The sequence below is a fragment of the Rhizobium sp. M10 genome (assembly GCF_002531955.1).
Taxonomy (GTDB): domain Bacteria; phylum Pseudomonadota; class Alphaproteobacteria; order Rhizobiales; family Rhizobiaceae; genus Rhizobium; species Rhizobium etli_C.
Genome location: NZ_NWTA01000006.1, coordinates 338,101 through 360,897 on the forward strand (window position 1 = coordinate 338,101; position 22,797 = coordinate 360,897).

At 59.7% G+C, this 22,797-nt stretch carries 21 protein-coding genes; 14 read left to right on the forward strand and 7 right to left on the reverse strand.

Translation table 11 applies throughout. The annotated features are described in order from the left end of the window. The first annotated feature begins 54 nt into the window (after positions 1 to 54). Both CO671_RS13060 and CO671_RS13065 read left to right on the forward strand, forming a co-directional pair. On the forward strand, positions 55 to 636 hold the full coding sequence (locus CO671_RS13060; protein ID WP_097606273.1) for a glutathione S-transferase C-terminal domain-containing protein: 582 nt from the start codon (positions 55 to 57) through the stop codon (positions 634 to 636). Continuing rightward, positions 633 to 1,493, forward strand: coding sequence for an alpha/beta hydrolase (locus CO671_RS13065; RefSeq protein WP_097606274.1), 861 nt, complete (start codon positions 633 to 635; stop codon positions 1,491 to 1,493). The genes CO671_RS13060 and CO671_RS13065 overlap by 4 nt, the downstream gene beginning before the upstream one ends. 152 nt (positions 1,494 to 1,645) lie before the next feature. Here CO671_RS13065 and CO671_RS13070 read toward each other — a convergent pair whose 3' ends face one another. Continuing rightward, positions 1,646 to 2,662, reverse strand: a complete 1,017-nt coding sequence (locus CO671_RS13070; RefSeq protein WP_097606275.1) for a LacI family DNA-binding transcriptional regulator — start codon at positions 2,660 to 2,662, stop codon at positions 1,646 to 1,648. 170 nt (positions 2,663 to 2,832) lie between these two features. Here CO671_RS13070 and CO671_RS13075 point away from each other — a divergent pair, with 170 nt between their 5' ends. The 6 genes from CO671_RS13075 to CO671_RS13100 all read left to right on the forward strand — a co-directional run bounded on the left by CO671_RS13075 (position 2,833) and on the right by CO671_RS13100 (position 10,458). Then, positions 2,833 to 4,092 (forward strand): sugar ABC transporter substrate-binding protein, encoded by a 1,260-nt coding sequence (locus CO671_RS13075; protein ID WP_097606276.1) that lies wholly within the window; start codon positions 2,833 to 2,835, stop codon positions 4,090 to 4,092. A 171-nt stretch (positions 4,093 to 4,263) separates the two neighbouring features. Then, on the forward strand, positions 4,264 to 5,145 hold the full coding sequence (locus CO671_RS13080; RefSeq protein ID WP_097606277.1) for a sugar ABC transporter permease: 882 nt from the start codon (positions 4,264 to 4,266) through the stop codon (positions 5,143 to 5,145). Continuing rightward, positions 5,138 to 5,974: a carbohydrate ABC transporter permease gene (locus tag CO671_RS13085; RefSeq protein ID WP_097606278.1), complete on the forward strand. Its 837-nt coding sequence runs from the start codon at positions 5,138 to 5,140 to the stop codon at positions 5,972 to 5,974. The genes CO671_RS13080 and CO671_RS13085 overlap by 8 nt, the downstream gene beginning before the upstream one ends. A gap of 10 nt (positions 5,975 to 5,984) precedes the next feature. Beyond that, the gene (ugpC, locus tag CO671_RS13090; RefSeq protein ID WP_097606279.1) at positions 5,985 to 7,127 is read left to right on the forward strand and encodes a sn-glycerol-3-phosphate ABC transporter ATP-binding protein UgpC; all 1,143 of its coding nucleotides are present in this window, start codon (positions 5,985 to 5,987) and stop codon (positions 7,125 to 7,127) included. Between the two features lie 103 nt (positions 7,128 to 7,230). After that, positions 7,231 to 8,583: a NosD domain-containing protein gene (locus CO671_RS13095; protein WP_097606320.1), complete on the forward strand. Its 1,353-nt coding sequence runs from the start codon at positions 7,231 to 7,233 to the stop codon at positions 8,581 to 8,583. 186 nt (positions 8,584 to 8,769) lie between these two features. Further along, positions 8,770 to 10,458, forward strand: a complete 1,689-nt coding sequence (locus CO671_RS13100) for a glycoside hydrolase family 32 protein (protein ID WP_097606280.1) — start codon at positions 8,770 to 8,772, stop codon at positions 10,456 to 10,458. Positions 10,459 to 10,765: 307 nt separating this feature from the next. Here the strand turns inward: CO671_RS13100 and CO671_RS13105 are convergent, their stop codons facing one another. From CO671_RS13105 to CO671_RS13120, 4 genes are all read right to left on the reverse strand, one after another. Continuing rightward, positions 10,766 to 11,110, reverse strand: a complete 345-nt coding sequence (locus CO671_RS13105; protein WP_010028042.1) for a type II toxin-antitoxin system RelE/ParE family toxin — start codon at positions 11,108 to 11,110, stop codon at positions 10,766 to 10,768. After that, positions 11,097 to 11,372, reverse strand: a complete 276-nt coding sequence (locus tag CO671_RS13110; protein WP_097606321.1) for a type II toxin-antitoxin system ParD family antitoxin — start codon at positions 11,370 to 11,372, stop codon at positions 11,097 to 11,099. The genes CO671_RS13105 and CO671_RS13110 overlap by 14 nt, the downstream gene beginning before the upstream one ends. A 105-nt stretch (positions 11,373 to 11,477) precedes the next feature. After that, positions 11,478 to 13,529, reverse strand: coding sequence for an FAD-dependent oxidoreductase (locus CO671_RS13115; RefSeq protein ID WP_097606281.1), 2,052 nt, complete (start codon positions 13,527 to 13,529; stop codon positions 11,478 to 11,480). Between the two features lie 71 nt (positions 13,530 to 13,600). Then, the gene (locus CO671_RS13120) at positions 13,601 to 14,596 is read right to left on the reverse strand and encodes an ABC transporter substrate-binding protein (RefSeq protein ID WP_097606322.1); all 996 of its coding nucleotides are present in this window, start codon (positions 14,594 to 14,596) and stop codon (positions 13,601 to 13,603) included. Between the two features lie 233 nt (positions 14,597 to 14,829). Between CO671_RS13120 and CO671_RS13125 the strand changes: the two genes are divergently transcribed. Beyond that, positions 14,830 to 15,780 (forward strand): GlxA family transcriptional regulator, encoded by a 951-nt coding sequence (locus CO671_RS13125; protein WP_245424978.1) that lies wholly within the window; start codon positions 14,830 to 14,832, stop codon positions 15,778 to 15,780. A 117-nt stretch (positions 15,781 to 15,897) separates the two neighbouring features. Here CO671_RS13125 and CO671_RS13130 read toward each other — a convergent pair whose 3' ends face one another. Next, positions 15,898 to 16,590 carry a GntR family transcriptional regulator gene (locus CO671_RS13130; protein ID WP_064686547.1) on the reverse strand — a complete coding sequence of 231 codons (693 nt, stop codon included), beginning with the start codon at positions 16,588 to 16,590 and terminating at the stop codon, positions 15,898 to 15,900. A gap of 143 nt (positions 16,591 to 16,733) precedes the next feature. Here CO671_RS13130 and CO671_RS13135 point away from each other — a divergent pair, with 143 nt between their 5' ends. From CO671_RS13135 to CO671_RS13155, 5 genes are read left to right on the forward strand one after another with little or no spacing between them, the layout of a single operon-like run. Then, a complete protein-coding gene (locus CO671_RS13135; RefSeq protein ID WP_097606283.1) occupies positions 16,734 to 17,738 on the forward strand; it encodes an ABC transporter substrate-binding protein in 1,005 nt (334 codons plus the stop codon). 58 nt (positions 17,739 to 17,796) lie between these two features. Next, entirely contained in the window at positions 17,797 to 18,615 is an 819-nt protein-coding gene (locus CO671_RS13140) for an ABC transporter ATP-binding protein (RefSeq protein ID WP_010030576.1), read from the forward strand. A gap of 4 nt (positions 18,616 to 18,619) precedes the next feature. Next, positions 18,620 to 19,489, forward strand: coding sequence for an ABC transporter permease (locus CO671_RS13145; RefSeq protein WP_097606284.1), 870 nt, complete (start codon positions 18,620 to 18,622; stop codon positions 19,487 to 19,489). Between the two features lie 39 nt (positions 19,490 to 19,528). Then, a complete protein-coding gene (araD, locus tag CO671_RS13150; protein ID WP_097606285.1) occupies positions 19,529 to 21,265 on the forward strand; it encodes an L-arabinonate dehydratase in 1,737 nt (578 codons plus the stop codon). Between the two features lie 13 nt (positions 21,266 to 21,278). After that, a complete protein-coding gene (locus tag CO671_RS13155) occupies positions 21,279 to 22,004 on the forward strand; it encodes a ribonuclease activity regulator RraA (protein ID WP_097606286.1) in 726 nt (241 codons plus the stop codon). 43 nt (positions 22,005 to 22,047) lie between these two features. On the opposite strand, the gene CO671_RS13160 is transcribed toward CO671_RS13155, so the two are convergent. After that, a complete protein-coding gene (locus tag CO671_RS13160) occupies positions 22,048 to 22,770 on the reverse strand; it encodes a response regulator transcription factor (protein WP_064825976.1) in 723 nt (240 codons plus the stop codon). Positions 22,771 to 22,797: the final 27 nt, after the last annotated feature.

A 22,797-nucleotide genomic window follows, 5' to 3' on the forward strand; every position in this document is an offset into this window, starting at 1 on the left:
GCCCAACCCAACCTACGTCTTCTGAGACCATGAAACGAAGGAAGGATTGGCTGAATGAAACTCTACTCTGCACCCGGCTTCACCAGCTTGGCAGATCATATCGCGATGCTGGAGGCTGGAATTCAATTCGACTTGATCAAGGTCGATCTCGAGACGAAGCTAGTTGAAGGCGGGGGCCGCTACTCGGACATCAATCCCACCGGCTATGTTCCCGCTCTCATGTTCGACGACGGTGAAGTGATGACGGAAAATGTCGCGATCCTGATGTGGATCGCCGACCGCGCGGCCGAACTTGCGCCGCAGGGCCATCTTGGCCGCTACCGCCTGATCGAGATGCTGAGCTTTATCGCGACCGAGATTCACAAGCGGTTCCCCACCTATCTCGCGCTTCCGGAGAACGTCAGGGAGCCCACACGCCAGCAGCTGTTGCATTGGTTCAGCTTCCTCGCGGGCCGATTGGATCGCGGCTACCTTTTCGGAGAAACCTTTACGGTCGCGGACGCCTATCTCTTTCAATTGGCGTGGGGGGCGACTCACCTCGGCTTCCCCCTCCCCGAGCCGTTTGACGACTACCTCGCGCGGATCGAAAAGAGGCCTGCGGTACAAACAGCGTTGCGTCGCGAGGGCCTGGCATGAGCGAGCTTGCTATCCGCACCGACGGGGTCGAACTCACAACGCAGAGCTTCGGCAATCCAACCCAGCCGCCGCTGCTCCTGATCATGGGTGGCATGGCTTCAATGCTATGGTGGCCGCAGGAATTCTGCCAGCGGCTCGCCGATCGGGGCCTTTTCGTGATCCGTTATGATCAGCGCGACACAGGTCTTTCGACGAAATATCCTCCCGGCCAGCCGGGCTACACCTTCGATGACGCCGTCGATGACGTGTTCCGCGTGCTCGACGGGTACGGGATTTTGAACGCCCATGTCGTGGGCTTTTCCCTTGGCGGCATGGTCGGTCAGGGCGCTGCGCTGAAGCATCCGGAACGAGTGCTTTCGCTGACGGCGATAAGCACCTCGCCACTCGGGATGGACACCTCCGGCCTTCCGTCCAGCGGCGAGGCCTGGATGGAACATATGTCTGTCGAGGCAAACTGGGCGGATCGGGCAGACGCGGTGGCCTACCTGGTCGAAGACGCGCGCCTGACTGCGGGAACGACGCATCCATTCGACGAAGCCCGAACCCGAGCTTTCCTTGAACGGGATTTCGACCGGTCCGGAGGCTATCTCAGCGCCACCAACCATAGCATCCTCTTTGAAATCGGCGAGACTTGGCAGGGCCGACTGAACGAAATGAAAGTGCCTCTACTCGTCGTTCATGGCAGGGCCGATCCGGTCTTCCCGCTGGCGTACGGCGAGGCACTCGCGCGCGCCGTCACGGATGCAAGTTTGCTGAAGATCGAAGGCGGTGGCCACGAACTTCATCACGGCGACTGGGAAGAAATCATTTCTGCCATCGACGACAATGTCGGAAGGTGGCACCTGCGGTGCAGGTAGCGTAGCATTGATTTATGGAACCTGACTCGCCGGGCAGCCTGACGGGTCAGTTCTATCAGCCTGAAGACGTGCCAAGCGCCCGCCAAATCCGCATAACCACCGCTTTGCCGAATTGATCGCGGGTCTAAGCGCTCCTGCCTCTTGAGGTCAGACTATACGGATCGCACCGACGTTCGCTCGACCAGTTTGCAGGGCATAACGCGGCTGCCCGGAGCCTTGTTTCCCGCCACCACGCTATTCAACAATTCCGCCCCTTCCAGACCTAAATCGTAGTAAGGCAAGGCCGCAGTGGTCAGTTCCGGCTTCAGCGCCAGGGAAACCGTCCTGAAATCATCAAAGCCGACAATACTGACATCCTCAGGGATGCGCAGACCCAATGCCATTGCTGCTATGTAGACTTGAATCGTCATTTCGTCATTGCCGCTCATGATCGCAGTCGGCCGATCCTTTTGTTGCAGCATCTCTGTCGCAACGGCAAAAACGTAGTTCTTCTCCGCTCCAACAGGCCCTTCCATGCCCAGACGGATGCTCAGGTCGCTCTCGGCAAGGCCGAAGTCTGCAGCGGTTTTGCGGAAGGCATCGAGGCGCAGCTGCGCACCCAACAGGATGGGATTGAGCCGGATGTAGCCGATCTTGCGATGACCCCGGTCAAGCAGATAGCGGGTAAGATCTTGCGCGCCCTGGTAGTCATCCGGCTCGATCGACGGCAACAGTTCGTTCGTCTGAGGCCTGCAGTTGATCATCACCGTCGGAATCCGGACGTCGCCGGCCTCAGGGTCCACGGTGCGACGATACATCGTCACATAAAGAACCCCGTCGATCCGATGGGACTGGAACATTTTCCAGATTTCAGCCTCTCTCTTGGACGAGCCACCAGTATTGGCCATGAGGATGGTCTTCCCGTTCGCATTGGCCCAATCCTGTATTCCTCGCACGATGTCGACCGAATAGGGCGTGGTAGACACATAATCGGTGATGATGCCGAAGGTGTTGGAGCGGCTCGACCGTATGAGGCGCGCAGCCATGTTGGGGATGTAGCCAAGATCCCGAATAGCCTTCTCCACACGCTCCCGTGTTTCCTCCGTCACGTAGGGCTCGCCGTTAATCACTCGAGAGACTGTCTTATTCGAAACCCCGGCCGCTTTCGCGACGCTGATAATGCTGACCATGTCCCGCCGATCTCCTTGCTGGCAATCGTTCTAAACCAGTTAGCTGACAACGTCGACATATTTCTATGACAACGTCGACAATGCGTGTTGACAACGTCGTCATACACAGATTATGGTCCAGGAATGCAAGGGCGCTGACGCCAGCGCCCAGGCGAGCAAGGGAGGAATCAATGAAGAAATTGCTTGGTGCCAGCGCGCTTGCGCTCATCTTCATGGCGGCTGCGGCGAAGGCCGAAACCATCAACATCCTTGTCGAAGGCGGCGGCGAGATGCTGCAGAAGGCGGTGGCCGAAAAGTTCACCAAAGAAACCGGCATCGAGGTCAAATTCACCGTCGTTCCCTATCAGGGCGTGTTCGACAAGTTCTCTGCCGAGATCGCCTCCGGCTCGTCGGCCTTCGATGTGGTGACGATCGACGTGGTCTGGAACGCGAAGTTCGCGAACCACGTCGATGACCTCTCGCCCCTCTTTACCGATACAGTGCGCAAGGATCTGCCGCCGGCTTTGCTTGCCGACGCAAAGGTTGGCGACAAAATGATCGGAATGCCCGCCTGGGCGAATGCCGAGATCGTCTTCTATCGCAAGGACCTCTTCGATAAGCCCGAGGAAAAGGAAGCGTTCCAGGCAAAGTATGGGTATCCCCTTGCGCCGCCCAAGACCTGGCAGCAATGGCGTGACATGGCGAAATTCTTCACGCGCGACACTGACGGCGACGGCAAGGTCGACTTCTGGGGCACCGACACCATCGGCACCTTCTCGGAAGAATGGATGGCGCATGTGCTGCAGGCGGGCTCGCCCGGTGTGATCCTTGACAAGGATGGCAATGTCATCATCGACAACGAGGCGCACAAGAAGGCCCTCGAGTTCTATATCGCGCCGCACTGCACCGATCATTCGGTTCCTGAAAACGTCAACGAAATCGGCTGGGGCGAGGCCCAAAACCTGTTCTATCAGGGCAAGACAGCGATGATGAAATTCTGGGCTCACGCCTACAAGATGACGCCTGAGGATTCCAAGGTCAGCGGCAAAGTCGGCGTCGCTCCGATGTTGGCCGGTGATGCAGGCATCGCCGCCATTCCGGGTCCGTGGTACAATGTCATTCCTTCGGCATCCCAGCATAAGGATGCGGCGAAAAAGTTCATCGCTTTCGCAATCGCCAACAATGGATTGGGCATCGAAGCCAAACTCGGCCTTGCCGCGACAAACTCGGCCTATAACAGCTATGCCGGCAAGCCCGGCTATGAACATTTCAAGCCGCTGCTTGAAACGTTGAGCGCGCCGGCAACGCAAGGCCGGCCGATGAACGAAAAATATCAGGAAATCGTCGACGAGGCTGTCCTGCCGGCCGTGCAGCAGGCGCTGACGTGCAAGGCGGACGTGGGAGAAGTGCTTACGGAAGCCAAGGAAACGATCGAGGATATCCTCGACTAAAGCGCGTCGCGTCAAATATGATTCATGCAACGCGCTTTAGGCCTTTGTTTTATGCATGTCGTTCTCCCGGAACCGCTGCACACTTCCGGGCGACATGCATTAGTCCGACTTTTCCTCAATCTCGCGGGAGGCTCATTGTCACTCCCGCGCCATCAGCTTTCGGAGGCGAACATGTCGGATGAAGACCGATTTGTGCTCTGCATGCTCGCCCCCGCGGTTGCGATCCTCGGCTTGTTGGTCGCCTACCCCGTGGGGCTGCTGATCTTCGATTCCTTCTTCAAGGTCGAAACGATCACGCCTCACATCCGCGAATGGGTTGGGCTGCAGAACTATGTCGATGCCTTGACGTCGAAGCGCGTCGCCGAAAGCGCTCTGCGGACGCTTCAGTATTCGGTCTTCGCACTCTTCTTCGAGTTCACCTTCGGCTTCTGCGCCGCCTTGCTGTTCTCGGCCATGGTGGGCCAATCCCGTTGGCACCGCACGATCTTCGCTCTGCCGCTGATGGTGCCGCCGATCGTCGCCGGCCTGCTGTGGCGGTTCCTGCTGGTCGGCAATATCGGCATCTTGAACTACGGGCTGGTTCGCCTGGGGTTGATCAGCGACGCCAACGAGATTGCTTGGCTCTCCAGCGAGGATATCGTCATCTATTCCGTATCCTTCGCCGACATATGGCTGACGACCTCCTTTGTCGCACTCGTCTCCTATGCAGGGTTGACGAACATCCCCAAGGACCTTCTCGAGGCGGCCCGGATCGACGGGGCGAACGCGCTCAAGCGGTTCTGGCATGTCACCCTGCCGCTGATGCGGCCGGTCATTGCCGTCGTGGTCATCGTGCGGGGCGTGGATGCCGCCAAGACGTTCGATCTGATCTGGATCCAGACACAGGGCGGTCCTCGCCATGCCTCGGAAGTGTTCTCGATGAACATCTATCAGCGCATGGTTCGGTTTGGCGACCTCGGCGAGGCCTCCGCATCCGGCACGCTGTTCCTCCTCGTCATGATGGTTCTGGCCGGCGTTGCCTATTGGAAGATATGGAGGCCGGCCCATGCATAGAGCGCCTCGCCTCAATACCAGCGGAGTCCTGATCAACGCCGCGGCCTTAGTGCTCGTGCTATCCTACGCGCTGCCTTACATCTATTTGCTGATGACCTCGATCAAGCCGGCGGCCGATGTCCAGCAGATCCCGCCGAGCTTTTTTCCCGCCGTCATATCGTTCGAGAATTTTCGGGAAGTCTTGCAATCGTCGACGCTGCCGAAAGCTTTCGTCAACTCGCTCACGGTGGCGGTACTGTCGACCGCGCTCTCGCTGCTGGTGGCGGTGCCGGCCGCCTACGTTGCCACCCAGTATCGCCGCCGGATCACGACGCTTTTCCTGCTCTTTGCCTTGGTCACTCGCATGGTGCCGTCGGTCTCGCTGGGCGTGCCGCTGTTCCAGCTTTTGAAGTCCATGGGCCTGCTTGACAGCATTCCAGGGCTGGTTCTCGCGCACACATCGGCCGCTGTGCCACTGGCGCTATTGCTGATGTCGGCATTTTTCGAAGGTGTGCCCAAGGAGCTCGAAGAAGCTGCCCGCATGGATGGCTGCACACGGTTCCAAGCCTTTCGGAAAATCATTCTTCCTGTGATGACCGGCGGAATTGCCGTCACCGCGCTCTTCACCTTCATCACCAGCTGGAACGAGTTCCTCTATGCACTGCTGCTGACGTCGGAAGCGACCAAGACGGCACCGATCGTTATTGCCGAATACAATTCGGTCTACGGGCTTGCGTGGGGCGCGATGACCGCCGCCGCGGTGCTCTATTCGCTGCCCGTCATCATCGTAACGCTCGCACTTCAAAAACAGATCGTCGGCGGGCTGACGTTCGGCGCTGTGAAGGGATGAGGAGACCAGCATGGCCGGTGTAGAACTGCGCAATATCAACAAGATCTACGGAAACAGCTTTCACGCTCTGCATGATCTCAACTTCGATATCAAGGACGGCGAGTTCATGGTGTTTGTCGGTCCGTCGGGATGTGGGAAGTCGACAGCGCTCAGAATGATCGCAGGCCTGGAGAGCATTTCCGGCGGTGAACTCAAGATCGGTGGCCGGGTCGTAAACGATGTAGATCCCAAAGACCGCGACATTGCCATGGTCTTCCAATCCTACGCGCTCTATCCGCATAAGACGGTGCGCGAAAACATCGCCTTTCCGTTGCTGATGGCCGGACTGCCCAAGGCTGAGATCGACAGCCGCGTGAACGAGGCGGCGCGCATTCTCGAATTGACGACATTGCTCGACCGTAAGCCGGCGCTTCTCTCCGGCGGACAGCGCCAGCGCGTCGCCATGGGGCGGGCGATCGTCCGCAAGCCGGCAGCCTTCCTGATGGATGAACCATTGTCGAACCTCGATGCCAAGCTGCGCGTGCAGATGCGGGCCGAGATTGCCAGCCTGCAAAGAAAATTGAATGTCACCACGATCTATGTGACCCACGACCAGGTCGAGGCGATGACGATGGGTGATCGCGTCGCTGTCATGAAAGGCGGCGTGCTGCAGCAAGTCGACACGCCGCAAAACCTGTACAATCGCCCTGACAACGTCTTTGTCGCCGCCTTTATCGGATCGCCCTCGATGAACTTGTACGAGGCCGTTCTGAATGGCAGGACGGTGACCCTGGGCAACAACAGTTTCGAAATCCCCGACCGGGTTTTCGAATATCGCCCCTCGCTCAACGGTGCGTCTAACCGTCAGGTCATTGTCGGTATCCGGCCTGAGCACATGAACGACGCCGCAATCCGACCTTCTTCGGCCGAGATCTCGGCCCCGGTCACTCTTGTCGAGGCGCTGGGTTCTGAATCCATGGTGCATCTGAATATCGACGCGCCTTGGGTGGATGCCGGCGACCCGGACGCCATCGCCGACATCGGCAACGATAAAGCTGCTGTCGCCCGTTTTTCCCCGAAGAGCACAGTCCGCGCCGGTGATGTTGCGCGCATCGCTGTCGATGCGGAAGAACTTCACTTCTTTAGGCCTGACACCCGCACCAGCATCTGGTGATCAGAAACAGAGCGCTGCTTGAACGCATTTCCCCAGGCGCCTTGCGAGCAACCATCAGTCTACTCTCGCTGTGGAGTAAGAAATGTCCGAGGAGACATTAACAATGGCTAGCGAAAACTGCTTCGATGTAACGAAATATCCCGCAGGGAATCCCTATGAGGATATTGGAGCGGTCATCAACAGCATCATTGCCGATATCAAAAGAGGACAACCCGAATCCGATCTGAATGACGGCGGAAAACCTGGAGCGGTTATCTATATACCGCCAGGCGATTACCGACTTGTCACTCAAGTCGTTATCGACGTGAGCTATCTGAAGATCGTGGGCTCCGGGCATGGCTTTACGTCTTCGAGCATTCGTTTCAACGTACCCGCAAACGAGCTGAGACACTGGCATGAAGTGTGGCCGGGCGGAAGTCGGGTGCTCGTCGACACATCTCCAGAGGCCGCCGACGGTGAGGCGGCAGGCGCCGCGTTTTATGTTAAGCGCACCGGAAATCCTCGCATAAGCTCCGTGGAGTTTGCCGACTTCTGCATCGACGGCCTGCACTTCATTGACGATGGTTCGGGGCAACATGACGCAGAAAATACATACAAGAACGGCAAAACCGGAATCTATGTAGGCAGCGCCAACGACTCATTCCGAATAACCGGGATGGGTCTTATCTATCTGGAGCATGGAGTGACTGTTCATGATGCAGATGCGCTCGCGATAGATAACAATTTCATTGCCGAGTGCGGCAACTGCATCGAATTGAAAGGCATGGGGCAGGCGTCAAGAATAGCGAATAATTTCGTGGGAGCCGGCTACAGGGGCCATTCCATTTTCGCGGAAAACTATGGGGGTGTTCTGATATCCTCAAACAACGTATTCCCTCGAGGAGCCAGCAGCATCTATTTTTCCGGCGTCGTCCGTTCCGCGGTCACAGGAAATAGATTCCACTCCTTTTATCCCGGAATGTTGGTTCTCGCCGATAACAGCTGCGAGAATTTGGTCTCCTCAAATCACCTGTTGCGAGATCGCGAACCATGGGCGCCAATGCAGAAGTACGACAACGGGCTGGACGATCTGTTCGGACTTTTGCGCATTGACGGGAGCAACAACTCGGTCATCGCAAACCACATCTCGGAAACGATCGATACTCAGTATATCAAGCCGATCGCCGCAAAGCCTGTGATTATCAACCTGGTTTCCGGGAGCGGAAATTACATCGCCAATAATCACATCGTGGCCACGACCGAAAAATCGCAAAGCAGCGATGCACCAGAAAGTGCCTGCTTTTCAACACAAGTGGGCGCATTGCTTTCAACGAGCAATTTGGAGACGCTCGAAGTCACGGCAGTGAAGGTCCAAGAGGGTTCCGTACGGAACACAGTGCTCGATTCAGGCAGTGACGAACAGGTTCAGTTGGACAGAACAATGAATGCGTTCCGGGCCACTCCAGCGATAGGGTAGCGGCAGCGGCTCCCGGCTCAGATCGCCGGCCTCGGACCTTGAACGCGACCGTTCCTCATTCTTGATCGGACGCCAAGCGAAAAAAGAAAAACTGAAATGCCACCTCAGTCACTGGCCGCGGCCGGGATAGCGGCCGTGCGCCCGGGCGGTATCGGGTCGAGACCATTCACTTTGTGGAGGAACAGCATGCGAAGGCAGAAAATGCGATTGGCGTTTGGGACGCGCGTTGAATTCTGGGCGACATCGAAGGAGCCGAGCTCAGACGAATTCGCATTTCGCATTCTGCAGGGTGACCAGCTCTTGTGGGGGGTGAAACGCTTCTCGGAGTTTTCGGAATTTTACAGCTACCATCATCGTGAAGCGGGCGAGGTGGAGTTCGAATGGCATGAAGGCAGAACAGAATTCACCTGGGCCTATGCTTACGATCCACGGTCAGTCTCGAAAACAGGAATCACTGTTTTGGAATTCGGGGAACAATTGGTGGAGCGCACCGGACCCGAAATCGACAGCTGGTGTGCAGCCGACCCGCAACGGCCACGCCTGCACTTCTCGCCGGTGAAAGGCTGGATGAATGATCCCAACGGGTTGTGCAAGATCGGCGATGTCTGGCATCTGTTCTACCAGTTCCACCCCGGCGGCACGGATTGGGGACCGATGCATTGGGGGCATGCGACCAGCCACGACCTATGTGCGTGGCTTCACATGCCGGTCTTCTTGCGACCGGAACAGAATCTCGCCCGCCTCGGTGCGACCGGTGGCGCGTTCTCGGGGAGCGCGTTCAGGGATCGGGACGGAAAGATAAAGTTCTATTATACGGAGCGCCTGCCCGCCTACGATCTCTTCGCGGATTACCGCGAAGTCCAGAAGATCGCCGAACCAGGCCGCGACCTCATCAACGCCGAGCGGATCGCGACCGTGCTGGAGATCCGTCCGGAAGGCGTGCAGCATGATTTCCGAGATCCTAAAGTCTGGTGGGACGACGCAGCCAACGCCTATCGGATGATCCTTGGGGCATCAATTTATGACGATCCGGCTGTGCTGCTTTATGGCTCCGACGATGGACTCGAATGGCAGTATCTGGGGCTGCTTTACCGCGCGTCCGTCAATTTCCGCGAGGAAGGCGCCCGGGCAGTGGAATGCCCTGACTTCTTTCGGCTGGAGGACAAGTGGGTTCTGGTTATGGGCTTTGTGGGCCATATCGAACCAACGACACGGCGCCACAATCTCCTCTACGCCCTGATCGGCGAGTTTATCGACGATCGCTTTGTGCCCGATACGCCCGAGCTGCAACTGGTGGATTTCGGGACTGACTATTACGCGATGCAGAGTTTTGAAGCCGAAGGGCGGCAGATCGCCTTTGCATGGCTTTTCAACTGGGAATACCGCAAGCCGGACGGTTCAGCCTATTCCGGCGAAATGTCCTTGCCCCGCGTTCTAACTCTTAGTGAAGACAAGAAGAAGATATGCATGCTGCCGGCGATCGAGGTCGACGAGCACTATGTCGCCATCCCCCTCGCCGCGGACCAAATCGGCGGCTACTCACTGCCCGGCGGTCCGATCGAGATCCGGCTTTCCGGCTCGCTGCAGGGCAGCAGGCTTGTCGCGACGGTGGGCGGCGAACTTGCTTTCGAGGTGGGAGTCGCCGACGGTATTCTTTCGATCCGGCTCGCCCAGGACGATGGCTCGATCCAATACGTGGCGGAGCTTGGCGGCGGGAAGGACCTTCGTCTGTTTCATGACCGCGGAATCGTCGAGATATTCGCCGATGGCGGAGCGGTTTGTGGAACCCGCCGCGGCTACGTGAACATAGACCCCGATCGACTGGAAATCTCATCCTCTGCACGAGTGGAGGTATTTGAAAGGCATCCGGAATGATTCCTTCCTGTGGGCGATGCAATGGTCGATATGCTTCCTGCATCAACGGGCGGGTCCGCTTCGGCGGATAGCGGCATAGCTTCCGCCAGATTGCGGGAGCATTGCCTCTTGAAAGCCTGCGATAGCGGGGCCGATTGTTCGAACTTCAGCCGCGAATATAATTCGGATATTGGGCTCGGATCACATCGATGATCGATAGCGTGCCGGATAGATGTTTTCTGAGGCCGCCGTGCTCCGTCTCGAGGACAAGTCGAACATTGCGTCCTAGACCGGCAGCCTTTTCTCAACCTCGAACATGGTGCCGGCTTTAGCTCTCGAGCAACCGCCTCAGCATGTGCCGGACATGGTCCTGCGCGCCGAAGAAGATGGCCGCAACGACGATCGTCTGGCGGTCCTCCTTCGGCAGGAACCAAATTACGGCCTTGTCCCGCCGCAAAAAACGGATGCCCGGATAGATATCGGGTCGCGACGTTCCGATGTGGGGCGTTTCAATCAACCGCTGAACCGACGAGCGCAACTCGCGAATTCGCCCGGCCGCTCGCTCCAGGGCTTCGTCCGCATCATCGCCGAGATCGCTGTAAGCCGCGAAGAGGTGATCGAAAATGAGTTCAAAATCCCGCTCCGCTTCGCGGGAGTATTCAAGTCTCCACACGAAGAGCTCGCCGTTTCCGGTCGATCATCTCGTCGACCGCGTCCGCCATGGCTTCATGCGATAGCGCGGGGCCATTCAACCGCCGTCGGATCAGTTCCCGCAAAGCTTCCGTCTCTGCGGCCTCGGCCTCCGTCTTTTGCCTGAGAAGTTCCAAACCTTGCTGTAGGACCGAACTCAAGCTCGAATACCGCCCATTATCGACAAGCGATCGCGCAAAGGCATCCTGTTGCTCGGTCAGCGAGATCGATGATTTTACGCTCATGAGGATCTCCTTCACGTCAAAAAGAATGCTACCCAGTCGCATATGTCAAGCTGTTTTTGATCGTCTGCATGGCTTCCGGTCGCAGTGCAAGCGCGACCGAGGGGATCAAACTATATTCGGCGGTTCATGGGATCGACGAGCGGCTGAGCCTGCCGGCTGCGGGTCGGCGGCACCGATCGCCATGCCGGCGCGCCGGCCTTCATAAAATGCGTAGGGCGCCTGCCTTGGCGCCACGCAGTCTCCGATCTCGGTGAAGGGAATGCCGAGCTCGGCCAGTTCCAAAGCGAGCCAGTTGGCTGCAGCATTGGTCGTGGAGAAGACGAGGCTGTCAGCTTCGATCGCCTCCCGCTTCCCCGTCAGATGGGAAACGAGGATTGCGGCGTTGCCCTGCCAGCTCTCTATGCTGGTTTCCGTTCGGAACTGAACACCGAGCATGCTGAGCGTCCGGCGCAGTGGAACGTCGGCGGATGTGCGCTGCAGTTCCCTTCCGATGAGCGCGTCCGGCGTGACGAGCACGACTTCGTGCCCCTGCTCGGCAAGCTTCCAGGCGGTGCCGCAGCCCTTCCAGCCGCCGGTTTCGTCGATGACGACGACACGCTTGCCGAGCCTTGCCTGACGGGCCATGACGCTTTCAGCGGAGAAGACGTTTCCCTGTTCGATCGCGTCGAGTGACGGGCGATCAGGCAAGGCCTTCTGGAAGCCGGAATCCTGCGGCAGCGATCCGGTTGCCAGGATCACCACGTCGCTACCGATCTCGGCGACGTCGCTTGCCTCGATATAGCTGTTGAAGCGGACATCAACGCCGAGTTTTTCGAAGCGGGTTTCGTACCAGCGAATGAGGTCCAGTATCTGCGCCCGCCGCGGCTGCTCGCCGGCCAGGCGAAATGCGCCGCCGAGCCGGTCCGAGGCTTCCGCAAGGATAACCCGATGGCCCCTTTCGGCGGCCACACGCGCAGCTTCCAATCCGGCCGGCCCTCCTCCCACGACCAGCACGGATTGGGGATTTTCGACAGGTTCGAACCGGTCGCCTCCCCATTCGGCCTCACGCCCGACGGAAGGGTTGATCAGGCAGCTGATCCAATAGTCGCGCGACCGCCGGCCCCAGCACATCTGATTGCAGGACAGACAGCCGCGAATATCCTCGGGCGTTCCCAGGCGCGCCTTGTTGGCAAGGTGGGGGTCGGCGATCTGGCCGCGGACGATGGACACCAGATCGGAGGCCCCCTCCCCGAGCGTGATTTCCACGTTTTCAGGTGTTCGAATATGGCTTTCCGCTGTGACCAGCGCATGGCTCACGACCTGCTTCAGGCGCGCCGACAGCTCGACACCCAATCGCTCCGGATAGAGAAAGGTCGGCATCAGGCTGCCATAGTCGAAATATCCGCCCGAGCCGCAGGTCACGTAGTCGATCAGCCTCTGTTCGTCCAAGCCGGCAACGATCTCCGTCAACTGCTCGCGATTCAAGGCCGTCGGACAGCCCGGCTCGTCGCTGACGGTCAGGCCGATGATGAAATCAGGACCGCAGGCCTGTCGGATACGGCCGAGGATTTCCCTGGAGAATCTTGTCCTGTTCTCGAGGCTGCCGCCCCAGCGATCCTCGCGGCGGTTATAGAACGGCGTCCAGAACTGATCGAGCAGACCGCCATAGGCGGCCCAGACCTCGACGCCGTGGAAGCCGGCCGCCCGACAGCGCAGCGCCGCCTTGACGAAGGCGTCGATGGTTTCCTCGATCTCACGCTCCGTCATTGCGTGCGAGCCGTCGCTGTCGTGATAGCTTGGTCCTCCCGAAGGCGACCAATGGGCATGAAAGGAAAGGTCGGAATCCCCGTGGCTGCCGACATGATAAAGCTGCTGGACGACGACAGCGCCATGCTGCTTCACATTTTCAGTCAACTTCCGGAATGCCGGGATGACGGAATCGTCCGATGTCCGGAAATTGCCGCGCGTCAGCACGGTGGCGGGGTGCACAGGCATCGGCTCGACGACGATCATCGCCGCCCCGCCGATCGCCCGCTCGACGTAATAGGCGATCGTCTGATCGCCCGGCAGCCCGTTCACCGACATGTTTGCCGTGTGGGCGCCGAAGACGATCCTGTTGCGCAGCCTGTGGCCGGCAAGCGTGATCTCGGAGAAGGTCTTTGGAAAGGAGGTCGTCATCTTGAATCCTGGCGGCTTTCACGGTCTGCTGGCGGGGTGCGCGGGCCTCGCCGGCCCGCGCCTTTTATAATTTACAGAGCGGCGGTGACTTTTTCCGCCACGTCGGCGCTCAGCCACGACTTCCAGATCTCCGGATGCTCTTTGAAAAAGTGGACGGCGCCGTCTTCACCGCCCGCCTGGGTATCGGTCATCCAGGACATGACCGAACTGACGGTCTGATTGTCCCATGATCTCTTGCGGAGATAGTCCATGACGCCGGCATTGCCGCTCGCTGCCAGTTTCTCAGACACAAGTGTTACGACATGGTCCTTCGGCCACTCGTTCTTCTTCGGATCGGGACAGTCCGAAGCGGTGTTGCAGCGCTTCCACTCCGCCGCATCATGCGGAACGCCGGCTTCCAGGCGGACCATGGAATACTTCCCGAGAAGGGCGGTCGGCGACCAGTAATAGCCCATCCATCCTTCTTTATGTTCGTAGGCGCGCGCCATGGCGCCGTCGAGGCCGGCCTGGGTGCCGGGATCGACGAGGTCGAAGCCCTTGGCTTCGCCGCCATAGGCCTTGAAAAGCTGGGCGCTGACGACCGAGCCGCCCGATCCTGTCGGACCGTTGAAGACCGCTCCCTTCGACGTGTTCTCCGGCGCCGGGAAAAGCTCCGGATGTGCGAAGGCGTCATCGACCGTCTTGATCTCGGGATGGGCGTCGACGATGAATTTCGGTATATACCAGCCCTGGATGCCGCCATCGGACAAAGCTGGTCCGATATTTACAATTCTGCCCTCGTCGACGCCGCGCTTGACGATCTCCGGGACAAGGTCGACCCAGGCCTCGCCGGCAATGTCCGGCTGTCCTTTTTCCACCATCGAGGTGATCGTCGGCACCGTGTCGCCGGGAACGAACTCCACCTGGCAGCCGAAACCATGTTCGAGAATGAACTTATCGACGTGAGCGAGAAGTTCGCCGCTTTGCCAGTTCATATTGGCGACACTGACCGTGCCGCAAGCGGCGCTGGCGTTGGATGCGATGCCGGCGATCAGCGCGACCGTCGAGACTGCGAGAAGATTCTTCATCATGTTCCCCTTTTGCGCTTTTGACATGTGTGCTTGGTGGGGAGGGCCGGTTTTCCGGGCTTCGGCGCCGCGCCTCCCAACGCAAATCGATGGTATTTGTCTTGGCCGCCGCGGTATTGTACGTTTAGGACAATTTCGATGGCCTGGAGGACCTTCATCTGCAGCGCGATTATTCCCGATCAGGGCCAAGCAAGCCGCCGCCTGACATCGCCGCGCCGCTCAGGGTGGGGATCGTGGCGACGCCGAACTTCACCCTGATGCCGCTTGCCTGCTTCACGGATTTTCTCCGGCTGGCGGGTGATGAAGGCGATTTCAGCCGGCGCATCTACTGTGACTGGGAGCTGCTGTCGCATAATCTCGATCCGATACGCTCAAGTTGCGGCCTGGAGCTGACGCCGGGCAGGACGTACGGGGATCCTGGCGATTATGACTTCATCGTCGTGCATGGAGGCATTCTCCACGCCGACCACAGGATCCCGCCGGAACTCTACGCCTTCGTGACCGATGCTGTGCGCCAAGGCGTGCCGGTGGCCGGCAACTGCTCGGGAAGTTTCGTGCTCGCAGAGGCCGGCCTGCTTGCCGGAAAAAGATGCGCGGTTCATTTCACACTGGCGGGATTGTTGCGCCAGACCTTTCCCGACATCACGCCCGTCACCGACCGGCCCGTCGTGGTTGACGGAAATATCATAACCTGTCCCGGCGGATTGGCTTCGATCAAGCTTGCAATGTATCTGGTGTCGAATGCCTGCGGCGAGTCCCGTGCGGACAAGGCGTTTCACTATCTTCTCGGTGATCACGGTTTCGACAGGCAGGGGGCGATCGAAGAGCCGGATCTCGGCATGAAGTGCGGGGACCGTCGTGTTGCCAATGCGATAGGACTGATGCGGCAGAAAATGTACGAGCTCTGTTCGCTTGCCGATATCGCAGCCGGCGTCGGTACATCGGAACGGGAGCTTTCCCGGCTTTTCCAGAAACATCTGCAGGTCGCTCCAGGCGAATATTGGCGCCGGATGCGCCTGAAGGCGGCGAAATGGATGGTGCTCAACAGCGACCGATCTATCGCGCAGATCGCCTATGAATGCGGATTTACAGATTGCGCCCATCTGGTGAACTGGTTCCGGCGAACCTATCACGTCACGCCGGCAAAACTCCGCCGGTCGCATCGCGAACTGGGAGTGCGCTAACGCATTCCTGTCTGACCAGGCTTGAGGATCAGCTGGCTCCTCGATCCGCGGGCGATCCGGGTTTTCGCAAGGCTGCGCGAGCATAGCCTCTTTCGCCACGCCGACGTCGTTCGAACGTCAGCCGCGAATATAATTCGGGTATTGGGCCCGGATCACATCGATGATCGACAACGTGCCCGACAGATGTTTTCTGAGCGCCGCCGTCGCTGCTTCAGGCTTACCCGACGCGATGGCGTCGACGATTGCTTCGTGGTCGGCCAGGACCGTCTGCATCTTGCCCGGCATCGGGAGGTTGAGGCGCCGCAACCGGTCGAGATGCACGCTCTGGCGCCGGACATTCGCCCAGAGTTGCAATATGCCCGCCCTCTCGTAGAGCTTCCGGTGAAAATCGCGGTCGATGTCGTCGAAGGTGTCATAGGTCTCCGGGGACCCGACCGCCTTCTGCCGCGCCAGGATCTCGCGCAATTCCGCCGCCGTCTCAGCCGGCGTCTCCTCGGTCAGCCGCCGCACCGCCTCAAGCTCGATTGATAGTCGCAGAAACTGCGCCTGCCGCGCATGGTCGGTGTCGATCTTGGCGACCACCGTCGCATATTGCGGATAGACTTCGACAAGTCCTTCCTCCTGAAGCCGCATCAAGGCATCGCGCACAGGCGTCTGACTGACCCCGAATTCCAGCTGTAGCGAGGCGCGCGACAGGACCGTCCCCGGCGCAAGTTCCACCGTCAATATCCTTGCCCGCAATATCTCGTGGATCTGCAGCGCCACCTGTCGTGACCGATCCAACTGGCTTTCCCGAACCATTCCGCTCATGTCCCTGCCCTGTTTTCGCGTCGTGCAAATCGACTAAATCACATTTTTTGGGTTGATGCACTGATGCATTAGTGCTTCAATGACGAAATCCGCCTCGGGAAAGGCGGCAGAGGGCTGATGCCCGCATCCTTTGGGAGGACCAGATGCAAATTCTAAAACATTGTCTTGTGGCTGCGGCCGTCACGCTCGGCCTTGCCTCGGCGAGCCAGGCGCAGGAGAAGACCGCTATTTCGATCACCCGCCAGCCGGGCATCCTCTATCTCGCCAGCCATGTGATGGAGACGCAGAAGCTGATCGAAAAACATGCGGCTGCCGATGGTGTGGCCGATGTGACTGTCGAATGGCGGACCTTCAGCGGCGGCGGCGCTCAGACCGATGCCTTGCTTGCCGGCAACGTCGACATCGTCAATACCGGCACCGGCAACCTGCTTCTGCTCTGGGATCGCACCAGAGGAAAGGTGAAGGGGATCATCACCAGCTCCGCGCAGCCGGTGATCATGGTCAGCAATGATCCGCGCATCAAGTCGCTGAAGGACATCACGCCGTCCGACAAGATCGCCGTGCCGACGGTCGGCGTGTCCACCCAGGCCATCCTGCTGCAGATGGCGGCGGCGAAGATGTTCGGTGAGGACAAGGTCAAGACATTCGATTCCAACACCGTTCAGCTCGGACATCCGGACGCGGTTGCGGCAATCGCCAACCCGAACCACGAAGTGAAGAACCATTTCGCGGCGCCGCCTTTCCAATATATCGAGCTGAAGCAGCAGGGTGTGCACAGGGTAACCGATTCCAAGGAGATCCTCGGAGGCGCGCTGACGCAGGCGACCTTCTTCACCACCACGACATTCGCCGATGCCAACCCGAAGATCGTCAAGGCGCTGCGCGAGGCGACGGAAGAAGCGGTCGCCTTCATCAAGAAAGACCCCAAGGCAGCCCTTGAAGCTTACAAGACGGTGTCGGGCGACAAGACCAGCCTCGATGATCTGCTCGCCATGTTGAAGGAGCCGGGCATGGATGAATGGCGCACCGACCCGCAGGGCACGATGAAATTCGCCGAGCACCTGCACAAGATCGGTACGCTCAAGACCATGCCGAAGGCCTGGACCGACTATTACCTGGCCGATTCCGCCTATCTCAACGGCAACTGACGGCACCCGGGAGCGGCGCTTCAGAGCCGCCGCTCCCCCTCTTCAAGGAGTAATTCCAATGCTTCAGGCCATTGCCCGCACGGGCAACGAGACCGCACCGGCGGCCGAGAGAGAGCCCCTCCTCAAGGTCGACAATGTGACCCTGCGCTACAAGACCCCGAACCTCTTGGTCACCGCCACCGAGGGCGTCAGTTTCTCCGTCCGCCAATCCGACAGGTTCGTGCTGCTCGGACCGTCCGGCTGCGGCAAGTCAACGCTTCTCAAAGCCGTCGGCGGCTACATGACGCCGTCGGCAGGCTCCATCCATATCAACGGGCGCCAGGTGAAGTGTCCGGGGCCTGACCGCATGATGGTTTTCCAGGAGTTCGACCAGCTGATGCCCTGGAAAACGGTGCTTGAGAACGTCATGTTCCCGCTGCTGGTCGCCCGCAAGCTGCCGAAGGGTCAAGCGGAAGCATTGGCGCGCGAATATATCGACAAGGTGAAGCTGACCCGCGCCGTCGACAGCTACCCCCACACGCTGTCCGGCGGCATGAAGCAGCGCGTCGCGATCGCCCGTGGCATGGCGATGCAGCCGGATATCCTCCTGATGGACGAGCCTTTCGCAGCGCTCGATGCCCTCACCCGCCGGCAGATGCAGGACGAGCTGCTCCAGCTTTGGGAAGACACCAAGTTCACCGTCATCTTCGTCACCCATTCGATTGCCGAAGCGATCAAGATCTCGAACCGGATCCTGCTCCTGTCGCCGCACCCGGGCAGGGTCAAGGCGGAAGTGGTGGATGTCGACAAGGTCAGCCACGAGGACGGCAGCGCCGCAGTCCTCGAGCGTGACATCCATAACCTGCTGTTCTCCTCGGAACCCGGCCACAAGGAATAAAGCCATGTTGTCCGCAAACATCATTCTTGCGACCGATGTCGAGGCCGCCAAGCCCTACGACAACGTCAAACCGGTCGAACAGAGGCTCAGTGCATTCGAAACGCTCTGGGGCATCGGCGCCCTGCGCAAGACATTGCTGATCGTCACGCTGGCGATCGTCTGGCAGGTTTATGCCTCCTATCTCGACAATCCCCTTCTGTTCCCGACGCTCAGCGACACGATCATCACGCTGATCGACCGTTTCGCCGACGGCACGCTGCCGGCCCGCATCTGGACGACACTGCAGATCCTATTCATGGGATACGCGCTCGGCACGGTGCTCGCCGCACTCCTGACCGTGCTCGCCATCAACACCCGCATCGGCACGGATTTTCTCGAAACGATGACGGCGATGTTCAATCCGCTGCCGGCCATATCGCTTCTGCCGCTGGCGCTGATCTGGTTCGGCCTCGGCGCCTCCAGCCTCGTCTTCGTGCTCGTGCATTCGGTTCTCTGGGCGGTGGCGCTGAATACCCATTCCGGTTTCCTCGGGGTCTCGCGCACCTTGCGCATGGTCGGTGCAAACTATGGACTGACGGGCATTTCCTATGTGCTGCGGATCCTCGTGCCGGCCGCCTTCCCTTCCATCCTCACCGGCCTGAAGATCGGCTGGGCCTTCGCCTGGCGCACGCTGATTGCCGCCGAGCTCGTCTTCGGCGTCTCCTCGGGCCAGGGAGGCCTTGGCTGGTTCATCTTCGAGAACCGCAACCTTCTCGATATTCCGGCAGTCTTCGCCGGCCTCTTGACCGTGATCATCATCGGCCTGATCGTCGAGAACCTCGTCTTCCAGACGATCGAGCGCCACACCATCCAGAAATGGGGAATGAAGGAATAGCCGCGAAAACGGTTTTCCCCATCCCGAGAAGGTATCCTCATGACACACAGAAAAACGCCGGATACGCTGCGAAGTGCGCGATGGTTCGCGCCGGATGACCTGCGCAGCTTCGGCCACCGCTCGCGCATGATGCAGCTCGGTTATGCCGAGGAGGATTTTCGCGACAAGCCGATCATCGGCATCCTCAATACCTGGTCGGAGCTCAATACCTGCCACTCCCACTTCAAGGAGCGCGTGCAGGATGTGAAGCGCGGCGTCTCGCAGGCCGGCGGCTTCCCGGTTGAAATGCCGTCGCTGTCGGTCGACGAAAGTTTCACGAAGCCCACCTCCATGCTCTACCGCAACATGCTGGCGATGGAGACGGAGGAGACGATCCGTTCGCACCCGCTCGACGGCGTCGTACTGATGGGCGGCTGCGACAAGACCACGCCGGGCCTCGTCATGGGGGCGCTGTCGGCCGGCGTGCCGATGATCTACCTGCCGGCCGGGCCGATGCTGCGCGGCAATTACGCCGGCAAAATCCTCGGTTCCGGCTCGGATGCCTGGAAATATTGGGACGAGCGCCGCGCCGGCAACATCACCGATGCCGAGTGGCTCGGCGTTCAGGGCGGCATCGCCCGCTCGGCCGGCACATGCATGACGATGGGCACCGCCAGCACCATGACCGCGATTGCCGATGCGATGGGGCTGACGCTTCCGGGCGCCTCATCCATTCCGGCCGTCGATGCCAATCACCAGCGGATGTCGGCCGCCTGCGGCCGCCGTGCCGTCGAAATGGTCTGGGAGGATCTGACGCCCGACCGGATCGTCACGGAAGCCGCCTGCCGCAACGCCGCGATCGTCGCCATGGCGACAGGCTGTTCCACCAACGCCGTCGTCCATCTGATAGCGATGGCCAGGCGTGCCGGCATCAACCTGACGCTCGACGATCTCGACCTGCTGGGGCGGGTGACGCCGCTCATCGCCAACGTCCGCCCCTCGGGGAAGGACTATCTGATGGAGGATTTCTTCTACGCGGGCGGGTTGCGGGCGCTGATGAAACAGCTCGAGGACCGGCTGGACCTGACGGCCATGACCGTCACCGGAAGGACCATGGGCGAAAACCTCATCGGTGCCGAGGTCTATAACGACGATGTCATCCGGCCGCTTTCGAATCCGGTCTATCACGAGGGATCACTCGCCGTCCTGCGCGGCAACCTCTGCCCGAACGGCGCCGTGATGAAACCTGCGGCCTGCGATCCGAGATTTCATGTGCATCAGGGGCCGGCGCTGGTTTTCGACAGCTATCCGGAAATGAAGAAGGCGATCGATGACGAAAATCTCGACGTCACGCCCGACCACGTCCTCGTGCTGCGCAATGCCGGGCCGCTCGGTGGTCCCGGTTTTCCGGAATGGGGCATGCTGCCGATCCCGAAGGCGCTGATCAAACAGGGGCATCGCGACATGCTGCGCATTTCCGACGCCCGCATGTCCGGCACCTCCTACGGCGCCTGCATTCTGCATGTATCGCCGGAGAGCTATATCGGCGGACCTCTGGCGCTGCTGAGAACCGGTGACATCGTCCGCCTCGACCTGCCCAACCGCCGGCTCGACATGCTGGTCGACGAGGCCGAACTCGTCCGCCGCCGAGATGCCTGGAAGGCGCCGGAGCCGCATTTCCAGCGGGGTTATGGCTGGATGTTTTCCCGCCATGTCACGCAGGCCGACCAGGGCTGTGACTTCGATTTTCTTGAAACGGGTTTCGGCAAAAGCGCCGGCGAACCGGATATTTATTGAGGGAGGAATGAGAATGACCGATTACGTGCTGAGCGATGCGACCCGGGCGAAGTTCAAGAAGATTTCGACCGCATCGATCGCCACCGCCCTCTTCAAGCGCGGCCTTCGAAACCAGTTCATCCAGGGGGTCGTGCCGGTGGCGCCCAAAGCCGAGGTGATGGTCGGACAGGCATTCACGCTGCGCTATATTCCCGCTCGCGAGGACCGCAATCCGATCACGGTTTTTCAGAACCCAAATCACCCGCAAAGAGTCGCGATGGAAACCTGCCCTCCCGGGCAAGTGCTGGTGATGGATGCGCGTAAGGACGCAAGGGCGGCGACGGCGGGTTCCATCCTGATCACCCGGCTGGCGCTCCGCGGCGCGGCGGGCGTCGTCTCCGACGGCGGTTTTCGTGATGCCGAGGGGATCGGGGCGCTTGACATGCCGGCCTATTACGCCAAGCCGTCGGCGCCGACCAATCTCACTTTGCACGAGGCGCTCGATATCAATGTGCCGATTTCCTGCGGCGATGTCGCCGTGTTTCCCGGTGACGTCCTGGTCGGCGACCGCGACGGCGTCATGGTCATCCCGTCCCATCTGGCTGATGAACTCGCGGATGAATGCACGAATATGGAAAGCTACGAGGACTTCGTCCTCGAGCAGGTCAAGGCTGGGGAAACGATCATCGGCCTTTACCCCTGTACCAAGGAAGAACATCAGCAGAAATACCAGGCCTGGCGAAAGGAAAACGGCCGCTGAATTAGCCGGACGGGGCCGCGTTTCAATCGGCCCCGCCCCCGGGCTATTTTCCGTCGAGCCACTCCTGCAGCTCCGCCTCGGCCCGTTCGAGCGCACTGTAATTCAGCAGTTTGCGCAAAAACGCGATGGTCACGGCGCGGGCGCGCAGGTTGAAGCGGCCATCTTCGTGGTCGTCGCCGGCGGTTTGATAGACGTCGAGCTTGTCATAGAGCTGCTGCAGCCGGTTCTGCACGCTGCGCAGCGACAGGCCACGGCGTTTGGCGATAGCACGGTCCGTCAGGCCGAGCGCGATATCGACGAGGATCTCGTATTCGGAATCGGTAAAGCCGTTCGTCTGGCCGAGGCTCTTCTGCTGCAGGCCGCGAACTTCGCGGTCGATGACGCATTGGCTCTCGATGAAGATCGAGCGCAGCGCAAGCTTCAGCCGCTCGTCGGAAGCGGATTTCAGCACATAACCATAGGCCGCGCCATCCGGTACGATGCGCGAGACGCCGCGCACATAAGCCTCATCCGAATAATTCGACCAGAACAGGATGCGTGTCTCCGGCCGCTCCTTCCAAATCGTACGCGCCGCCTCTATGCCGTTTCTATTGGCCATTTGCAGGTCCATAACGATATGCGCCGATTTATGGTCGCGGGCGAGCTTCTCGCCGGCCGTTCCATTCTCCGCCTCGATCACGGTATCGCATTCCGGCAGGGCCGCATTGACCGCCTCGTGCAGGTAGGACCGGTGCAGCGGGTCGTCCTCGACGATCAGAACCTTCATTTCGTCTTGCTCCTCAGTTTGGTTCGC

Excerpts from the sequence above, each read along its gene's own strand:
- CO671_RS13145 (WP_097606284.1), top strand. The coding sequence starts at position 18,620 with ATGTTGTCCGCAAACATCATTCTTGCGACCGATGTCGAGGCCGCCAAG.
- CO671_RS13110 (WP_097606321.1), bottom strand. The coding sequence starts at position 11,372 with ATGAGCGTAAAATCATCGATCTCGCTGACCGAGCAACAGGATGCCTTT.
- CO671_RS13120 (WP_097606322.1), bottom strand. The coding sequence starts at position 14,596 with ATGAAGAATCTTCTCGCAGTCTCGACGGTCGCGCTGATCGCCGGCATC.
- CO671_RS13115 (WP_097606281.1), bottom strand. The coding sequence starts at position 13,529 with ATGACGACCTCCTTTCCAAAGACCTTCTCCGAGATCACGCTTGCCGGC.
- CO671_RS13130 (WP_064686547.1), bottom strand. The coding sequence starts at position 16,590 with ATGAGCGGAATGGTTCGGGAAAGCCAGTTGGATCGGTCACGACAGGTG.
- araD (WP_097606285.1), top strand. The coding sequence starts at position 19,529 with ATGACACACAGAAAAACGCCGGATACGCTGCGAAGTGCGCGATGGTTC.
- CO671_RS13065 (WP_097606274.1), top strand. The coding sequence starts at position 633 with ATGAGCGAGCTTGCTATCCGCACCGACGGGGTCGAACTCACAACGCAG.
- CO671_RS13080 (WP_097606277.1), top strand. The coding sequence starts at position 4,264 with ATGTCGGATGAAGACCGATTTGTGCTCTGCATGCTCGCCCCCGCGGTT.
- CO671_RS13140 (WP_010030576.1), top strand. The coding sequence starts at position 17,797 with ATGCTTCAGGCCATTGCCCGCACGGGCAACGAGACCGCACCGGCGGCC.
- CO671_RS13160 (WP_064825976.1), bottom strand. The coding sequence starts at position 22,770 with ATGAAGGTTCTGATCGTCGAGGACGACCCGCTGCACCGGTCCTACCTG.
- ugpC (WP_097606279.1), top strand. The coding sequence starts at position 5,985 with ATGGCCGGTGTAGAACTGCGCAATATCAACAAGATCTACGGAAACAGC.
- CO671_RS13070 (WP_097606275.1), bottom strand. The coding sequence starts at position 2,662 with ATGGTCAGCATTATCAGCGTCGCGAAAGCGGCCGGGGTTTCGAATAAG.
- CO671_RS13095 (WP_097606320.1), top strand. The coding sequence starts at position 7,231 with ATGGCTAGCGAAAACTGCTTCGATGTAACGAAATATCCCGCAGGGAAT.
- CO671_RS13100 (WP_097606280.1), top strand. The coding sequence starts at position 8,770 with ATGCGAAGGCAGAAAATGCGATTGGCGTTTGGGACGCGCGTTGAATTC.
- CO671_RS13135 (WP_097606283.1), top strand. The coding sequence starts at position 16,734 with ATGCAAATTCTAAAACATTGTCTTGTGGCTGCGGCCGTCACGCTCGGC.
- CO671_RS13155 (WP_097606286.1), top strand. The coding sequence starts at position 21,279 with ATGACCGATTACGTGCTGAGCGATGCGACCCGGGCGAAGTTCAAGAAG.
- CO671_RS13075 (WP_097606276.1), top strand. The coding sequence starts at position 2,833 with ATGAAGAAATTGCTTGGTGCCAGCGCGCTTGCGCTCATCTTCATGGCG.
- CO671_RS13085 (WP_097606278.1), top strand. The coding sequence starts at position 5,138 with ATGCATAGAGCGCCTCGCCTCAATACCAGCGGAGTCCTGATCAACGCC.
- CO671_RS13060 (WP_097606273.1), top strand. The coding sequence starts at position 55 with ATGAAACTCTACTCTGCACCCGGCTTCACCAGCTTGGCAGATCATATC.